Origin of the sequence: Actinoplanes lobatus, from assembly GCF_014205215.1 — a bacterium.
Classification (GTDB): Bacteria; Actinomycetota; Actinomycetes; order Mycobacteriales; family Micromonosporaceae; genus Actinoplanes; species Actinoplanes lobatus.
Genome location: NZ_JACHNC010000001.1, coordinates 5,038,053 through 5,054,599, shown reverse-complemented (window position 1 = coordinate 5,054,599; position 16,547 = coordinate 5,038,053). Strand labels below are relative to the sequence as shown.

Sequence of the window (16,547 nt, the reverse complement as noted above, 5' to 3'; positions counted from 1 at the left end):
CATGAAATCGACGCGCATCGTGGCGGCCGCCACGATCACGGCGCTCGCCCTGACCGCCTGCGGCGGCGAGAAGGTCGGCGAGACCACCACGACGCCCGGGTCCGCCGCGGCGGCGGCCCCCTGCGGGACCTTCAACCTGGCCGTCAACCCGTGGGTCGGGTACGAGGCCACGGCCGCGGTCATCGCGTACGTCGCGGAGAAGGATCTCGGCTGCACCGTGACGAAGAAGGACCTCAAGGAGGAGATCTCCTGGCAGGGCTTCGCCACCGGCGAGGTGGACGCGATCGTCGAGAACTGGGGCCACGACGACCTCAAGAAGAAGTACATCGACGAGCAGAAGGTGGCGGTGGCCGCCGGGTCGACCGGCAACAAGGGCATCATCGGCTGGTACGTGCCGCCGTGGATGGCCGAGAAGTACCCGGACATCACCGACTCCAAGAACCTCAACAAGTACGCGGCGCAGTTCAAGACCTCGGAGTCCGGCGACAAGGGCCAGCTGCTCGACGGCGACCCGTCGTTCGTCACCAACGACGAGGCGCTCGTGAAGAACCTGAAGCTGGACTACAAGGTGGTGTACGCGGGCAGCGAGACCGCCCTGATCACCGCGTTCCGGCAGGCCGAGGCGAAGAAGACGCCGCTGATCGGCTACTTCTACGAGCCGCAGTGGTTCCTGGCCGAGGTGCCGCTGAAGAAGGTGAGCCTTCCGGCGTACACCGCGGGTTGTGACGCGGATGCCGCGAAGGTCGCCTGCGACTACCCCGAGTACGACCTCGACAAGATCGTCAGCAAGAAGTTCGCCGACGCCAACGGCCCGGCCTACAACCTGGTGAAGAACTTCAACTGGACCAACGACGACCAGAACGTGGTCGCCAAGTACATCGCCCAGGACAAGATGTCCGCCGCCGACGCGGCCAAGAAGTGGGTCGAGGCGAACCCGGACAAGGTGAAGGCGTGGCTGGGCCAGTAGTCGTCCACCCGGAACGGCTGTGGCGTAACCCGGAGCCGGCCGCCGCCTACGACGTGATCGTCGTGGGCGGCGGCGGGCACGGCCTGGCCACCGCCTACTACCTGGCGAAGAACCACGGGATCACCAACGTGGCGGTGCTGGAGAAGGGGTGGCTGGCGGGCGGCAACATGGCCCGCAACACCACGATCATCCGGTCCAACTACCTGTGGGACGAGAGCGCCGGGATCTACGAGCACTCCCTCAAGCTGTGGGAGGGTCTCGAACAGGAGCTGGACTACCCGATCCTGTTCAGCCAGCGGGGCGTGCTCAACCTGGCGCACAGCCTCCAGGACGTCCGCGACAGCGTGCGGCGGGTGCACGCCAACCGGCTCAACGGGATCGACGCCGAATGGCTCGACCCTCAGCAGGTCCGCGAGGTGTGCCCGATCATCAACATCTCGCCGGACGTGCGGTACCCGGTGCACGGGGCGACCTACCAGCCGCGCGCCGGGATCGCCAAGCACGACCACGTGGCCTGGGCGTACGCGCGGGCCGCCGACGCCCTCGGGGTGGATCTCATCCAGGACTGCGAGGTGACCGGTCTTCAGGTCAGCGGCGGCCGGGTCACCGGGGTGCACACCACCCGCGGCACGATCGGGGCGGGCCGGGTGGCGCTCAGCGCGGCCGGGCACACGTCGGTGGTGGCGAGGATGGCCGGGATCGACCTGCCGTTGCAGAGCCACCCGTTGCAGGCGCTCGTCTCCGAGCTGCTGGAGCCGGTGCACCCGACGGTGGTCATGTCGAACGCCGTCCACGTCTATGTGAGCCAGGCGCACAAGGGCGAGCTGGTGATGGGCGCCGGCATCGACACCTGGAACGGGTACGGGCAGCGCGGCGCCTTCCACATCATCGAGCGGCAGATGGCGGCCGCGCTGGAGCTGTTCCCGTTCTTCGCCCGGGCGCACGTGCTGCGTACCTGGGGCGGGATCGTGGACGTCACCCCGGACGCCTCCCCGATCGTCGGCCTGTCCCCGGTGGACGGCCTCTTCCTGAACTGCGGGTGGGGCACCGGCGGGTTCAAGGCCACTCCCGGGGTGGGCTGGTGCTACGCCCACACCGTGGCGCACGGCGAACCCCATCCGCTGAACGCCCCGTTCAGCCTGGAGCGCTTCGTCACCGGAGCGCTCGTCGACGAGCACGGCGCCGCCGCGGTCGCCCACTGAACCACGAGGAACACCATGATGCTCATCCCCTGCCCCTGGTGCGGGCCACGCGACGAGTCCGAGTTCCACTACGGCGGGCAGGCCGGGGTGGCCTACCCGGCCGACCCGGGCGCGCTCTCCGATGAGGAGTGGGCGCGGTACCTGTTCTTCCGCGACAACCCGAAGGGCCCGTTCCGGGAACGGTGGAGCCACAGCGCCGGCTGCCGTCGTTGGTTCAGCCTGGTCCGCGACACCGTGACGAACGAGGTCCTGGCATGACCCAGCCATTCCGTATGGAGGCGGGTGGGCTCGTCGACCGGGGCCGCACGCTGGCCTTCCTGTTCAACGGACGGGAGTACGAGGGGCACCCGGGTGACACGCTCGCGTCGGCGCTGCTCGCCAACGGTGTCCACCGGGTCTCGTCGGGGATCCGGACCGGACGGCCGCGCGGCATCTTCGCGGCCGGGGTGGAGGAGCCGAACGCGCTGGTCCAGATCGAGGAGCCGTTCCCCGAGCCGATGCTGACGGCCACCACCGTCGAGCTGTACGACGGGCTCGTGGCGCGCGGCCTGCGCGGTCAGGGCCGGCTCGCGGCGGACCCCGACCCGGGCCGGTACGACGGGATGTACGCGCACTGCGACGTCCTGGTCATCGGCGCCGGACCGGCCGGGCTGGCGGCCGCCGGGGTGGCCGCGTCGTCGGGCGCGCGGGTCGTCGTGGTCGACGACCAGATCCGGGCGGGCGGCAGCCTGCTCGGCACCGGTGAGCATCTCGACTGGGTGGACACGGTGGTGGCCGGACTGGACGCCGCCCCCGAGGCCCGGCTGCTGACCAGGACCACGGCATTCGGCTACTACGACGACAACTACGTGGTGGCGGTGCAGCGGCGGCCGGGGCTGCCGGAGCACCGGGCCCGGGAACGGGTGTGGCGGATCCGGGCGCGCCGGGTGGTTCTCGCCACCGGGGCGCACGAGCGGTCCCTCGCGTTCGCCGGCAACGACCGGCCGGGCGTCATGCTGGCCGGTGCGGCGCGCACCTACGTCAACCGGTACGGCGTGCTGCCCGGCCGCCGAGCGGTGGTGCTGACCGGCAACGACAGCGCCCACGACGCGGCCCGGGATCTGGCCGCCGCCGGGGTGGAGATCGCCGCGATCGCCGATCTGCGGGAGGGCTGGGCGATCGCCGGGGTGCACGGGGCCGAGCGGGTCGAGGCGGTGACGCTGCGGACCCCGGACGGAATCGAGCGCCGCCTGGAGGCGGACCTGCTGCTGGTGTCCGGTGGCTGGAACCCGGTGGGCGCGCTCTACAGCCAGGCCGGTGGGCGGCTCGTCCACGACCCCGCGCTGGCCGCCTTCCGCCCGGACGGGAACTGCCGGCAGGCGCTGGAGGTCGCCGGGGCCGCCGGAGGTTCGTACGAGCTGGGGGTCTGCCTCGCCGAAGGCGCCGCGGCCGGGAAGCGCGCCGCCGGGGCCGCCGGTCTCGAAGCCGGCGGGATCGTCCTGCCGGAGGTCACCGGGCCGCGGGTGACGCCGCCGCTGGCCATCTGGACGCTGCCCGGCGGGGATCCGGCCACCGCGTTCGTGGATCTCCAGCGCGACGTGACGGTGGCCGACCTGGAACGGGCCACCGGGACCGGGATGCGCTCGGCCGAGCACGTGAAGCGCTACACCACCGCCGGGACCGCGCACGACCAGGGCAAGACGTCCGGGGCGCTGACCAGCGGGGTGATCGCGGAACTGCTCGGCGTGGAGGTCGGCACGCTGGGCGTCACGACGTTCCGGCCGCCGTTCACGCCGGTGAGCTTCGCGGCGCTGGCCGGCCGGAACCGGGGCATGCGCTTCGATCCGGTCCGGGTGACCGCCCTGCACGCCTGGCACGAGGCGAACGGCGCGCTCTTCGAGAACGTCGGCCAGTGGAGGCGGCCGTGGTACTACCCGCGCGGGGGTGAGGACATGGCCACCGCCGTCCTGCGCGAGTGCTGGGCGGCCCGCGAGGGCGTGGCGATGATGGACGCCTCCACCCTCGGCAAGATCGACGTGCGCGGGCCGGACGCCGCGGTGTTCCTGGACCGCCTGTACACCAACATGATCAGCACGCTGGCGCCGGGCGCGATCCGGTACGGCGTGATGTGCCGCCCGGACGGCATGGTGTTCGACGACGGCACCGTGATCCGCCTGGCCGAGGAGCATTTCCTGGTCACCACGACGACCGGCAACGCCGCCGCGGTCCTCGACTGGATGGAGGAGTGGCTCCAGACCGAGTGGCCGGAACTGCGCGTGCACTGCACCTCGGTCACCGAGCAGTGGGCCACCGTGGCGCTGGTCGGACCGGACTCCCGCCGGGTTCTCGCCACGCTGGCGCCCGCCCTCGACGTCAGCCGGGAGGGCTTCCCGTTCATGACGTGGCGCGACACCGGGGTGGCGGGCCTGGACGCGCGGGTCTGCCGGATCAGCTTCTCCGGCGAGCTGGCCTACGAGATCAACGTGAGCTGGTGGGACGCCGTCACGCTGTGGGAGGCGCTGCTGGCGGCCGGCGCGCCGCTCGGCATCACGCCCTACGGCACCGAGACCATGCACGTGCTGCGCGCCGAGAAGGGCTATCCGATCATCGGCCAGGACACCGACGGCACGGTCACCCCGCACGATCTGGGGCTGAGCTGGGCGGTGTCGCGCAAGAAGGCCGATTTCGTCGGCCGCAGATCCTTCTCGCGTACGGACACCGCGCGCCCCGACCGCAAGCAGCTGGTCGGGCTGCTGCCGGACGCCGGAACCCTGCTGCCGGAGGGCTCGCACCTGCTGACCGGGCCGGACGGGACAGCGGCCCTGGGGCACGTGACGTCCTCGTACCACAGCGCGGCCCTGGGGCGGACCTTCGCGCTGGCCCTGGTGCGCGGCGGCCGTGACCTGATCGGACAGACGCTGTGGGCCACCCTCGACGACGGCGTGACACCGGTGACGGTCACCGGTTCGGTGCTCTACGACCCGGAAGGAACCCGGCGGGATGGCTGAGCGGAATTCTCCTCTGGGCGGCGCCGCGGACCGGTTGGCGGCGGTGGCGGTCGCGACCGGCGGCGCGGTCACGGTGGCCGAGGTGCCGTTCCTGACCCAGCTCAACGTGCGGGCTCTTCCGTCGAAAGATGTGAACGCTCTCCAACTCGGTCCGGATGAATGGCTGATCGTCGGAGAGCCGCTGGAAACGCCGGGCTCCTCCGTGGTGGACGTGTCGGCTCAGCGCACCACCGTGGCGGTGGGCGGATCCCGGGTGCTCGATCTGCTGGCCATGGGCTGCGCGATCGACCTCCACCCGCGGGTCTTCCGGGTGGGTGACTGTGCACAGACGACGGTGGCGCACGCGCCGGTGATCATCTGGCGCCGGGAGACGGAGTTCTGGATTCTGGTGCGGGCGTCCTTCGCGGCACACCTGGCCGACTGGCTCGTCGACGCGGCCCAGGAATTCACAGCGGGTGACTGATAACGCTCCCATCTCACGATCAGTGATCATGTCAATGCTTTGTGACGTTGCGCCATCGTAAATTTCGGCTCGCACTGTTGACCATCAAGGACGAAGCGACGATTCTGTTGCGGCGTAGCCGGAAGATCAGTTCCATTCCCGGCGACCGCGATTCCGACGCGCCATCCCCCGCTTCACGCAACAAACTTTGCGGATAGACCGTAATGAATCGACGTGCACGCCGGTCGTGAGCGAGCCGAGCCGGCGGTCGACAGAGGAGCTGATCGCTTGTCCGTCCATGCTGAGGACGCCGAGCAGTCCGAGCCGGGCGGGAACGCCCCGGTCCCCAGCAGCCACCCCGGCGACGAGAGGGCGCGATCACGACGGGCCGGTGGGACGATCCGCCAGCGCGTGGTGCGTACCCTCGCCCTGCCGGTGGCCACCACCCTGGTGCTGCTCACCATCGTGGCCGTCGGCGAGGTCGGCAACTACCGCACCGCCTCGGACACCACCCGCGCCGTCACCATCGACCTCGCCGTCCAGGAGCTGGTCCAGGACCTCCAGACCGAACGTGGCCTGACCGCCGGGCTGCTCGGCGGCAACGACGGCTTCCGCGCCGAGCTGCTGCCCGCCCGCGACGCGGTCGACCTGCGGCGCGACCAGCTGGAGGTGCTGATCGCGGACGGCGGCGAGGTGGAGGACCGGGTCGGCGCCGCGCTCCAGCAGCTGGACGGGCTGACCGGCGTACGGGCCGGCACCGACACCGGCTCCGGCGAGCGGGCCGCCACCTTCGCCTTCTACACCGCCCGGATCGCCGACCTCGGCAACCTCGACTTCGACCTGGAGGGCACCACCGACCCGGAGCTGCGCCGGGGCGCGGCCGCACTGGAGGCGCTCGGCGACATCAAGGAGGCGACCGCCCAGGAGCGGGCCTTCCTCAACGGCGTCTTCTCGGCCAGCGGCTTCAAGTCCGGCGAGTTCCTCCAGTTCGTCACCATGCGGTCCACCAAGGACGCCGCGCTCGCCGCCTTCGACCGGTACGCCAACAGCACCGAGCGCGCCGCCCGCGACTACGCGCTCGACACCGGCGCGGCCCGCGAGGCGGCCTACTTCGAGAAGGTCGCCCTCCAGTCCGGTGACAACCGGTACCTCCAGGTCAACCCGCAGTCCTGGTGGTCCGCGCACACCACGATGCTCGACGACATGCTCCAGCTGGAGCAGCACATCGGGTCGGTCATCACGGCGCGGGCCACCGCCCTCGAGGACGACGCGACCACACGTATGGGCGTGCTGCTCGGCGCCGTACTGCTCTGCCTGGCCGGCTCGGTCTGGCTCGCCACCGTCGCGTCCCGCTCGGTCGCCCGCCCGCTGGCCGTCCTGGCCTCCGAGGCGAACCTGCTGGCCAGCACACAGCTGCCGGAGGCGGTCCAGCAGGCGGCGGCCGGCGACAGCACCGCTCCCCCGCCACCGGTGCTCGTGCCACGCGGCGCCAGCACCGAGGTCCGCCTGGTGGCCGACGCCTTCGACCGGGTGCAGGCCACGGCGTACGCGCTGGCCACCGAGCAGGCGGTGCTGCGGCGTACCACCGCCGAGTCGCTGGCCAACCTGGGCCGGCGCAACCAGAACCTGCTGCGCCGCCAGCTCGGCTTCATCACCAAGCTGGAGCGGGAGGAGTCCAGCCCGGCCGGCCTGGCGAACCTGTTCGAGCTGGACCACCTGGCCACCCGCATGCGGCGGAACGCGGAAAGCCTGCTGGTCCTGGTCGGTGCGGCCAGCCCCCGGCAGCTCTCCGAGCCGTTGCAGGTCTCCGACGTGATCCGGGCCGCGGTCTCCGAGGTCGAGGAGTACCGCCGGGTCACCCTGCGCCGGGTCGACGACACCATGGTCACCGGCTCCACGGTCAGCGGCATCGCGCACATGCTGGCCGAGCTCATCGAGAACGGCCTGGCCTTCTCCCCGCCGGACGTGGACGTGGAGATCCACGGCCGCCGGATGGGCGAGACCTACCTGATCGCCATCACCGACCAGGGCATCGGCATGACCCCGGCGGACATGGCCCGGGCCAACGAGCGGCTGCGCGGCCGCGGTGACTTCATCACCGCCCCGGCCCGCTTCCTGGGCCACTACGTGGTCGGCCGGCTGGCCCTCCAGATGGGCATCGACGTACAGCTCACGCCGTCACCGGTGACCGGTGTGACGGCACGGATCACGGTGCCCGCCGAGATCCTGGCCGACCCACACACGGTCGGCGCCGCGCCCCGGCCGCCCGCCCCGGCCCGCAAGATCACCCCGATCCCGAGGCAGGTCACCGCCACCGCCACCGTCGAGCCACCGGCGCCGACCGTGCCTGCCGCGCCGCTGCGGCTGGAGCCGGCGCCCGTCACGAACGGCGCACGGCCCCTGCGGTCCACCGCCATCGAGTACGTGGTGGTGCAGGACGAAGCCGCCCCCGTCGACGGCGCAGCCCGTACCGCGAACGGTCTGAAGAAGCGCATCCCCCGCACGCAGCGCACCCCGTCGCGCCCAGCCGAGACCGTCACCGCCCCGGCCGACAAGCCGGCGCCGGTCGCCGATTCGCCGGAGGCGGTCCGGGATCGCCTCAATGCCCTGCGCGGCGGCATCCAGCGCGGCAACGCCGAAAAGGCGGGGCTTTCATGACTAGTACTCAGAAATGGCCCCTCGGCAGCAACCTGGAAAGAAGAATGATGAGCGTTGACACCTCGGCGGACCGGCATCAATTCAATTGGCTGCTCGGCAACTTCGTCCACCAGACGGACGGCGTGCGCGACGCCGTGGCGGTGTCCTCCGACGGGTTGCTGATCGCCAGCTCGGACGGGTTGAACCGGGCCGAGGCGGACCAGCTCTCCGCCATCGTCTCCAGCCTGGCCAGCCTGGCCCGCAGCGCCTCCCGCCGGTACGACTTCGACGGCCTCAAGCTCATCATGATCGAGATGCACCGGGGCTTCCTGCTGGTCTCGGTCATCCGCGGCGGCAGCGTCCTCGGCGTGGTGGCCGGCAGCGAGAGCGATCTGGGCCTGGTCGGCTACGAGATCTCACTGCTCGCCGACCGCTTCGGCGATCTGCTCACCCCGGCCCTGATCGCAGAGTCCCGGCAACACCTGCCGCGATGAGCGAGCTTGCGAGCGAATCATTCAGCTCAGTCCTTAACTCATTGCGACACCGGAGCGAAGCGGAGGTGGCGCAATGAGCGAGCTTGCGAGCGAATCATTCAGCTCAGTCCTTAACTCATTGCGACACCGGAGCGAAGCGGAGGTGGCGCAATGACCGGGCCGTCGGGAATCCCTTACGCCGGCTCCCACCGGCCGTCCGACGGGTACGGGCTGCACTCGGGCGGCATGGACGAGGACCCGGTGATCCGCCCGTTCATGCTGACCGGTGGGCGTACCGAGCCGCTGCAGGACGGAATCCGGATCGAGACACTGCTGCACGCGGCACCGGCCGCGCTGTCGGCGCCGCTGCGCTTCGAGTCCCGGCGCATCGTCGAACTCGCACAGGCGCCGATGTCGGTCGCCGACCTGTCGGTGGCGCTGCGCGCGCCGCTCGGCGTCGTCCGCGTCATCGTGGCCGACCTGATCACGCAGGGCTACCTCTCCGTCGAGGACCAGCCCGGCGAGCTCTCCACCAGTTTGATCGAAAGGATCAGGGACCGTGTCCGGGCGCTCTAGGGAGCCGTCGACAGCGCACCCCATCGCTGTCAAGATCGTCATCAGCGGCGGCTTCGGCGTCGGGAAGACCACCTTCGTGGGGGCCATCTCCGAGATCGAACCGCTGGTCACCGAGGCCGAGATGACCGAGAAGTCGATCGGCATCGACGACACCTCCGCGGTGTCCGGCAAGACCACCACCACCGTCGCCCTCGACTTCGGCCGGATCACCCTGGACGACGCCCTGCTGCTCTACCTGTTCGGCACCCCCGGGCAGGACCGGTTCGCGTTCCTCTGGGACGACCTGGTCGACGGGGCGCTGGGCTCGATCGTGCTGGTCGACACCCGGCGGATCGAGGACTCGTTCCCGGCCATCGACTACTTCGAGGAGCACGAGATCCCGTTCATCATCGGCGTCAACCGGTTCACCGGCGCCCAACGGTTCCAGCTCGCCGAGGTCCGCGACGCGCTCGGGGTCAGCGAGGGCGTACCCCTGGTGGAGTGCGACGCGCGGGACCGCGAGTCGGTGAAGAGTGTCCTGGTGGCACTCACCGAGGAGGTGCTCGCCAAACGGGCGGGCCGGGAGCGGGCGGGGTCGATCCGGTGAGGCGCGGACTCTCCCGGCTCATCGCGGCCATCGGCATCGCCGCGCTGGCCGGCTGCTCCGGCACCGAGGCGGCCATCACGCCGCCGCCCGGTGTGCCCGACCCGGTCGGCTGCGGCAGCGTGAACATCGCGGTCAACCCCTGGTCCGGGTACTCCGCCAACGTCGCCGTGGTCAGCTACCTGCTCGAGAACGAGCTGAACTGCACGGTCGGCACCGTGGAACTGAGCGAGACCGCCTCGTGGGCCGGCCTGGTCGACGGCAGCATCGACGTGATCCTGGAGAACTGGGGCCACGACGACTTGAAGAAGAAGTACATCGACGGCCAGAAGGTCGCCGTGGAGCTCGGGCTCACCGGCAACAAGGGCGTCATCGGCTGGTACGTGCCACCGTGGATGGCCAGGACCTACCCGGACATCACGAACTGGCGCAAGCTCAACAGCTACGCCGACCTCTTCAAGACCAAGGCCTCCGGCGAGAAGGGCCAGTTCCTGGCCGGCGACCCGTCCTTCGTCACCAACGACGACAAGCTGATCGAAAACCTCAAGCTCGACTACACCGTGGTGTACGCGGGCAGCGAGGACAAGCTCATCGCCGCGTTCCGGAAGGCGCAGGCCAACCGGACGCCGCTGCTGGGCTACTTCTACGAGCCGCAGTGGCTGCTGTCGGACATCAAACTGGTACGGGTGCCGCTGCCCAACTACACGCCCGGCTGCGACGCCGACGGGGAGACGGTGGCCTGCGACTACCAGCCGTACGACCTCGACAAGATCGCCCGGAAGAAGTTCGTCGACTCGGGCAGCCCGGCCGCCACCTTCCTGAGGAACTGGACGTGGACCAACGACGACCAGAACAAGGTCGCCAAGGACATGACCCAGAACAACCTGTCCGCCGAGGACGCGGCCCGCAGGTGGGTCGACGCGAACCGCACCGTCTGGGAGAAGTGGCTGCCCTGAGCGACTCACTGTCTCTCGAGGAACCGGGCCAGCGCCCCGAGGTCGACCCTTGACACGTCCTCGGGGCGGAGGACGATCCGCAGCTCGGGACTGATCCGGACGGCCCGGTTACGGGCGGCGAACGAGCCGGCGAGCATCGTGATCAGCTCGTCCGGCGTGGCCGAGGCGATCCGGGACAGTCCCGCGCCGATCAGCGGCACGGCCACCGGCCGCAGCTGGCCGCGCAGATAGACCGCGTCCCACAGCCGTTCCAGGCTGACCGCCACGTCCTGCTCGGAGGACCGGGCGACCAGGTCGTTGCCCATCCTGCTGTACGCCACGGCGAACAGCAGCCGTCCGCCGGCCCGGAGGGTGGCGACCGTGCCGACCGGATATCGGATCAGCTTGCCGCGGCGCTTGGCCGCCCGCATCTCACGGGTCCGCGGCTCGACGCCCGTCAGCGCGCCCCGCAACCGGCGATCGAGCAGTTCCCGGTCGTCGCCGAAGAGCCTGCGGGCGGCCTCCGCCTGCAGCGATCCGCCGCTGATCACGATGTCGGCCCGGGAGTCGGTGTCGAAGGTGTCGGTGAAGCCGATGGCCAGATGGACGTCGTCCTCCGCGAAGATGTCGCCCACCACTACCGAGACCACGAACGGCCGCACGCCGTCGAGCGTGCGGCGCAGCAGGTCCCTGCGGCCGGCCCGTAACCGGCGCCGCAGATCGCCGACCACAATCGACAGCCCGTCGTGGTCGGGGCCACCGGCGATCAGGCGTTCGGCGAGCCCGAGCGCCTCCTCGTAGCGGCCGATGTCCACGTACGCCTGCAAAAGGTCACGGTCGGCGGCGGCACGCAGGTCGGCCAGGCCGTCGATGACCGGCTTCGCGAAGGGGAGACGCGCCACCTCCGGCAGCGGGCTCCCCCGCCACAGCTCCGACGCCTCGCGCAGCAGGTCCACCGCGGTCGCGGCGTCCGAGCGGCGCGCCCGCTCGATCAGATCCCGGTAGTGCAGGAAGTCGATCCGGTCCGGGGCCAGCCCCAACCGGTACGACGCGGTACGGCCGAGCCGGTACGTCTCGACCAGCCCGGTCCCGGCCTTGCGGATCTCGTTGACGGCCTTCTGTACCTGGGTGCGCTCGTGCCGGCCGACCCGGCCGCCGGCGTCCCGCCACACGTCCCGGTAGATCCGGTCCACCGGCACATACTCCCCGGCGTCCACGGCGAGCCGCAGCAGAACGGCGACCGACCGCGGCGACAGCCGCCACGGCCCGCCCTCGACGGTCAATGCGGCGGGTCCCAGGACGGTGAGGACCGGAAGCGTTCCGGAAGCGATCGGGAAGCGCCCGGAACCTTTTGCGGGAAGCATCCTTCGGATTTCCTATGAGTCGGTGACCGGAACTGACGGCGTTGATCAATTTTTGACGCGGGTTCCGGCGCGGAGAGGACGCGACCGGATGAGCCGAATCTACGGAATCACGAGCGCTCGCGCATCAGCGGAAGGCGATAGCGATGATCGATGACGGAGGACACAACGCCATGATGCTGTTGTCGATCGTGATCGGCGCGATAGCGGGCTCGGTTCCCACCCTCATGATCGAGAGAATGCGGCACCGGAGCGCGCTGGGCACCCGCTGGGACAACGCGATCCAGGGCACGTGCGCGGAATTCGCGGCGTGCGCCCGCACCATTCTCGATCTCGCAGAACATCACGCGGCACTCCGCACGGCGGACCAGCCCGCGAGTCTGGAACAGATCCGCCGGGAACGCGGCCAGTTGCAGACCCTCATGACGGAGGTCCGGATCCTGGCCGACGAGCCGGTCCAGTTGGCCGCGCGGCGGTTCGTGCGCCACGCGTGGGCCCTCCAGGTCACGGCGGCGACCGGGATCGATCCCCGGGCCGCCGACTATCCGCACGATCCCCCGCGGGAACGCGCGCTCGCGGCCCTGTTCGACTTCTACCGCGCCGTCCGGCGGCAGTTGCGGGTGCCGGACGCGGCCGACCTGGCGCCGCTGAATCCGCCGTACGAGGTCGTCCCCCGATGACGACCCTCCAGGAAAGACCCTCGGCCATGGACGTTCCGGAGGAGGAACCGCACCGCTCGTGGACGAGCACGCCGACCCGCCAGCTCTGCGCCTCGATGCACATGGACGCCGGCCTCCGGAACGCCGTACTCGAACTCTTCCTCGGCGAGCGGCACCGGGCGTGGGGGCCGAACTACGGTGCCGACAGCACCGCAGTCATCCGCCACGCCTGGTGGGCCCGGCGCTGGCAGCGCATCCGGGACACCGCCCTCGGGCTGGTCCTGCTCGCCATGGTCGTCACGCTCGTCTCCCGGTGGTGGGTCCACGGCCGTCTCGTGGCGGTCGGCGCGACCATGGCCTGGATCGCCGTGGCCGTCGTGGTCCGGCGATTCATGCGCCGGAAGGCGCTGACCGTAGGCAATGCGGTGACCTGGTACCGGCGGCAGAAGGAGTCCTGGCGGCAGCTCATCCTGTTGTGCGCCGCGGTCACGGTCGCGGCCCTGGCGCTCACCGGATACGGGCTCTGGCAGGCGGTCGGCCGCCGGGAGGCGATGGTCGCCGGGATGGCCGCCGGTGTCGTCCTGATCATCGGCATCCTCGACGCCGCCGTGGTCGTGGCACGAGCTCGGCGGGCGCTGACCGGACGGCCGGGCCGCGACGGCAAGCTGCCGCCCCGGGCGCAGGCGCCGCCCCTGCCGGCCCGGCTGGCGAGACGCCTCGCCGACCTGTACGACACCCCCGAACCGCCGCAGACATCGGAGAACGCCCTGGCCCGGGTCGTCACCTACGACTTCGGGGCCCGCCGGGACACCTTTCTGGAGAACACGTTCGTGGGCAGCGGCTCGGTCATCGACCAGTTCCAGTTCGACATCGACGTCGCCAGGGGACGCACCACGGCGGACGGCTCCAAGAAGAAGCCCAAACCCGTCGATCTGGTGTCCCTGCACCGCGCGCTGGAAGGGGTCGCCCTCACCGACGCCCTGCCCGGATCATGGGTGGGCTACCGGACCTACCTCGACGGGCACGGCCTCCAGACGGTGCCCGACTGCTGGCTCCCGCTGGAACGGATGCTCGCCGGCCTCACCGATCCGACCGCGACCCGGCGCACTTACCAGTGCTACCAGGTCCCGGTCGTCAACTGGGACGAGCGGATCATCCTGACCCTGTTCCTCCGGGCCGATCTGACCGGCGACAACCTGATGCTGCACATCGACACACTGATCCTTCCGCTGATGTCGTTCGGCGGATCATCGGTGATTCACCGGTTGCCCGCGGACTGGTGGACACACGGCACCGCGGCGGTCCGCCTGGGCTCGACCCGCGTCTGGCGGGCCGCCGTTCGCGGTCTGCTCTGGCTCCCGAGCGATCTCTATCGCCTCACCCAGCGCCTCTCCGCCGCCTGGTTCACGAACTACCAGATCCGGCACAACAAACCCGTGGGCCGCGGCGCCGCCTACTCCATCCGGGAGAAATTGGCGGAAGGAGTGATCATGGTCCACCCGAACGCGGTGCAGGACATCAACCGGACCATCGCGTTTCTCATGCAGGCCCTCCGCAACGGGCTCGCCGACTATCTGAAGAGCCGCAACATCGACACCTCCTCGTTGGAGGACGACATCCGAACGGTGATCCATCGCCAACAGAACAAGATCGGCGAACTCCATTCCAAGAACGTCGTGTTCGGCAAGGGCAAGGCGGGTGACAAGTCGCCGGACAAGGAGGAACCCAAGACGGACCAGGAGAAGTGAGGAAATGGGCAAGGGTCAACGAAACAAGATCAAAGAATTTCACGGTACGAACGTGGCGTTCGGCGACGAGAACGAAGTGGGCAGCCGGGGCGCCGCCGCACCGCGTAACGACAGCGTCCGGCAGGCGGAGGATCCGCGAACCGTCTTCGTCATCCACGGCCGCGATCTGGACGTACGCAATGCGATCTTCGATTTTCTGCGTGCCCTCGGATTGAAGCCGCAGGAGTGGGAACACCTGGTCCGCGCCACCGGCAAGGGCGCGCCGTCGCTGACCGAGGTGGTGACCCGCGCCGTGCGGGAGGCCCAGGCGGTCGTCGCGCTACTGACCCCCGACGACCGAGTGCAGCTGCACCCCGAACTGCGCGAGGCCTCGGACACCACCGCCGAACTGTCGACCGGCTGCCAGGCGCGGCCGAACGTGTTTCTCGAACTCGGCATGGCCCTGGCCGCGCTGCCGGACCACACCATCATCCTGGAGGCGGGCGACATGCGGCGCACCGCCGATCTGGCCGGTCTCAACTACGTGACGGTCAGCGCGTCGGTGGACTGGCGCAACAAGGTCGCCCAGCGTCTGGAGAACGCCGGCTGCCCGGTCGACCGGGCGGGTGGTGACTGGCAGCACCCGCACCGGTTCGCCGATCTCGCCGCCCATCGCCGTCGCTAGGCCTCGTCCTCGTCGGGGTCCGACTCCTCGGTGGGCGGGACGGGCGGGGTGTCGTACCGCCGGCCGCGCTTCTGGAGGCGGGCCCGGGAGCTGGCGGACATGAACTTACCGGCGCGCGAGGCCGAGCCCATCTCGGTCTCGTGCGCCAGGTAGTCGAGTGTCGCGGCCTCCTCGGCGAGGTCGGCGGCCAGGGACTCCGGAGCGTCCGCCCGCGCCTTGCCGATCTCCTCCCGGGCCTGCCGGATCTCCTCCAGCGCGGCCGTCGAGTCACCCTGGTTGAGCAGCTCGGATGCCCGTCGTTTGGCCCGCTGGGCGCGCAGATAGACCAGCTCGGTGCGAACCACCGGGTCGGGCACCCGGCCGGCGGCCACGTCGCCGGGCACCACGTTGACGTGCACCGGAACCGTCACCGTGTGCTGGGCCAGCGCCGGCAGCTCCACATGGGTGAAGGTCAGCGTCGCGATCTCGGCCAGGCCCAGCGCGGCGACCGCCGGCACCTCGAAGGTGAGCACCAGCTTCCGGGTCTCGTCGGCGTAGAAGCCGCCCAGCTCGATGAGCAGGCCGTCGTCGACCACGTTGGCGGGCAGGTCGTTGACCACCAGCACGCCGCGGACCACCGGGGCGAGCCGGACGTGCAGCGAGGCGGCCTGGACGGTCTGCGCCAGCAGGGCCTGGACCTCGCCGGCGATCAGCGCGATGGCGGTGTCCGGCTCCTCGGCGAAGTGCTCGTTGCCGGAGCCGCCCCGGGCGATCGCCGACATGATCCGCTCGTCGTAGCCCAGCCCGAACCCGAGCGTCGACGTGGTGACCCCGTGCGTGTACGCCTCGGCCGCGATCCGGGCCAGCGCCTCCGGGTCGGTGATGCCGGCGTTGGCGTGCCCGTCGCTGATGATCAGGACGGTGGCGCCGGCCGGCCCGGCCACCCGGCGGGCCTCCTGGAGCCCGCGCAGGTAGCCGCCGGACAGGTCGGTGCTGTTGCGCGCCTCCACCCCGGCGATGGCCCGTTTGGCCGCCGCCTTGTCGGTCAGCCGCCGGGCGGGCACCACCACGTCGACCCGGTCGTCGAAGACGACCAGGCCGAAGTGGTCGCGGGGATCCAGGCGGTCGACGAGCCCGGTCAGCGCGCTCTTCGCCCCGTCGAGCCGGCCGCCGCTCATCGAGCCGCTGCGGTCCAGCACCACCACGAGGGTGCTGGGCGCCCGCTCGGCGCCGTCGGCGGGCGCGGGCGGCGCGGCCAGCTCGATCATCACGGAGACCTGGTCCTCGGTCTCGATGGCGATCATCTCGACATCGAGGTGGGCGGTGACGCGCAA

General features: G+C 70.6%; 15 protein-coding genes. 13 read left to right on the top strand and 2 right to left on the bottom strand.

Going from position 1 to position 16,547, the window contains the following annotated elements; all coding sequences use genetic code 11:
• The first annotated feature begins 1 nt into the window (after position 1).
• The 10 genes from BJ964_RS23305 to BJ964_RS23265 all read left to right on the top strand — a co-directional run bounded on the left by BJ964_RS23305 (position 2) and on the right by BJ964_RS23265 (position 10,823).
• Positions 2-967, top strand: coding sequence for an ABC transporter substrate-binding protein (locus BJ964_RS23305; protein ID WP_188122654.1), 966 nt, complete (start codon positions 2-4; stop codon positions 965-967).
• The gene (locus BJ964_RS23300) at positions 952-2,169 is read left to right on the top strand and encodes a sarcosine oxidase subunit beta family protein (protein WP_188122653.1); all 1,218 of its coding nucleotides are present in this window, start codon (positions 952-954) and stop codon (positions 2,167-2,169) included. Before BJ964_RS23305 ends, BJ964_RS23300 begins: the two co-directional genes overlap by 16 nt.
• 15 nt (positions 2,170-2,184) lie before the next feature.
• Positions 2,185-2,427 carry a sarcosine oxidase subunit delta gene (locus BJ964_RS47385; RefSeq protein WP_203832737.1) on the top strand — a complete coding sequence of 81 codons (243 nt, stop codon included), beginning with the start codon at positions 2,185-2,187 and terminating at the stop codon, positions 2,425-2,427.
• Positions 2,424-5,156: a 2Fe-2S iron-sulfur cluster-binding protein gene (locus tag BJ964_RS48100; RefSeq protein WP_229807309.1), complete on the top strand. Its 2,733-nt coding sequence runs from the start codon at positions 2,424-2,426 to the stop codon at positions 5,154-5,156. The genes BJ964_RS47385 and BJ964_RS48100 overlap by 4 nt, the downstream gene beginning before the upstream one ends.
• Positions 5,149-5,619, top strand: coding sequence for a sarcosine oxidase subunit gamma (locus BJ964_RS23290; protein ID WP_188122652.1), 471 nt, complete (start codon positions 5,149-5,151; stop codon positions 5,617-5,619). Before BJ964_RS48100 ends, BJ964_RS23290 begins: the two co-directional genes overlap by 8 nt.
• Positions 5,620-5,886: 267 nt before the next feature.
• Positions 5,887-8,256, top strand: coding sequence for a sensor histidine kinase (locus BJ964_RS23285; RefSeq protein ID WP_188122651.1), 2,370 nt, complete (start codon positions 5,887-5,889; stop codon positions 8,254-8,256).
• A 47-nt stretch (positions 8,257-8,303) separates the two neighbouring features.
• On the top strand, positions 8,304-8,729 hold the full coding sequence (locus tag BJ964_RS23280; protein WP_188122650.1) for a roadblock/LC7 domain-containing protein: 426 nt from the start codon (positions 8,304-8,306) through the stop codon (positions 8,727-8,729).
• 225 nt (positions 8,730-8,954) lie between these two features.
• Entirely contained in the window at positions 8,955-9,284 is a 330-nt protein-coding gene (locus BJ964_RS23275) for a DUF742 domain-containing protein (RefSeq protein WP_307838042.1), read from the top strand.
• Complete coding sequence (locus tag BJ964_RS23270; protein ID WP_188122648.1) at positions 9,268-9,870, top strand: GTP-binding protein; 603 nt, start codon at positions 9,268-9,270, stop codon at positions 9,868-9,870. The genes BJ964_RS23275 and BJ964_RS23270 overlap by 17 nt, the downstream gene beginning before the upstream one ends.
• Positions 9,867-10,823: an ABC transporter substrate-binding protein gene (locus tag BJ964_RS23265; RefSeq protein WP_229807308.1), complete on the top strand. Its 957-nt coding sequence runs from the start codon at positions 9,867-9,869 to the stop codon at positions 10,821-10,823. Before BJ964_RS23270 ends, BJ964_RS23265 begins: the two co-directional genes overlap by 4 nt.
• Before the next feature lie 5 nt (positions 10,824-10,828).
• Here BJ964_RS23265 and BJ964_RS23260 read toward each other — a convergent pair whose 3' ends face one another.
• The gene (locus BJ964_RS23260) at positions 10,829-12,166 is read right to left on the bottom strand and encodes a macro domain-containing protein (RefSeq protein WP_188122647.1); all 1,338 of its coding nucleotides are present in this window, start codon (positions 12,164-12,166) and stop codon (positions 10,829-10,831) included.
• Positions 12,167-12,309: 143 nt separating this feature from the next.
• On the opposite strand from BJ964_RS23260, the gene BJ964_RS23255 reads away from it, so the two are divergent.
• From BJ964_RS23255 to BJ964_RS23245, 3 genes are read left to right on the top strand one after another with little or no spacing between them, the layout of a single operon-like run.
• The gene (locus tag BJ964_RS23255) at positions 12,310-12,843 is read left to right on the top strand and encodes a hypothetical protein (RefSeq protein ID WP_188122646.1); all 534 of its coding nucleotides are present in this window, start codon (positions 12,310-12,312) and stop codon (positions 12,841-12,843) included.
• A complete protein-coding gene (locus tag BJ964_RS23250; protein ID WP_188122645.1) occupies positions 12,840-14,570 on the top strand; it encodes a hypothetical protein in 1,731 nt (576 codons plus the stop codon). The genes BJ964_RS23255 and BJ964_RS23250 overlap by 4 nt, the downstream gene beginning before the upstream one ends.
• 52 nt (positions 14,571-14,622) lie before the next feature.
• On the top strand, positions 14,623-15,234 hold the full coding sequence (locus BJ964_RS23245; protein WP_188122644.1) for a TIR domain-containing protein: 612 nt from the start codon (positions 14,623-14,625) through the stop codon (positions 15,232-15,234).
• On the opposite strand, the gene BJ964_RS23240 is transcribed toward BJ964_RS23245, so the two are convergent.
• Positions 15,231-16,547 (bottom strand): vWA domain-containing protein, encoded by a 1,317-nt coding sequence (locus tag BJ964_RS23240; protein WP_188122643.1) that lies wholly within the window; start codon positions 16,545-16,547, stop codon positions 15,231-15,233. The two genes, BJ964_RS23245 and BJ964_RS23240, sit on opposite strands and share 4 nt — an antisense overlap.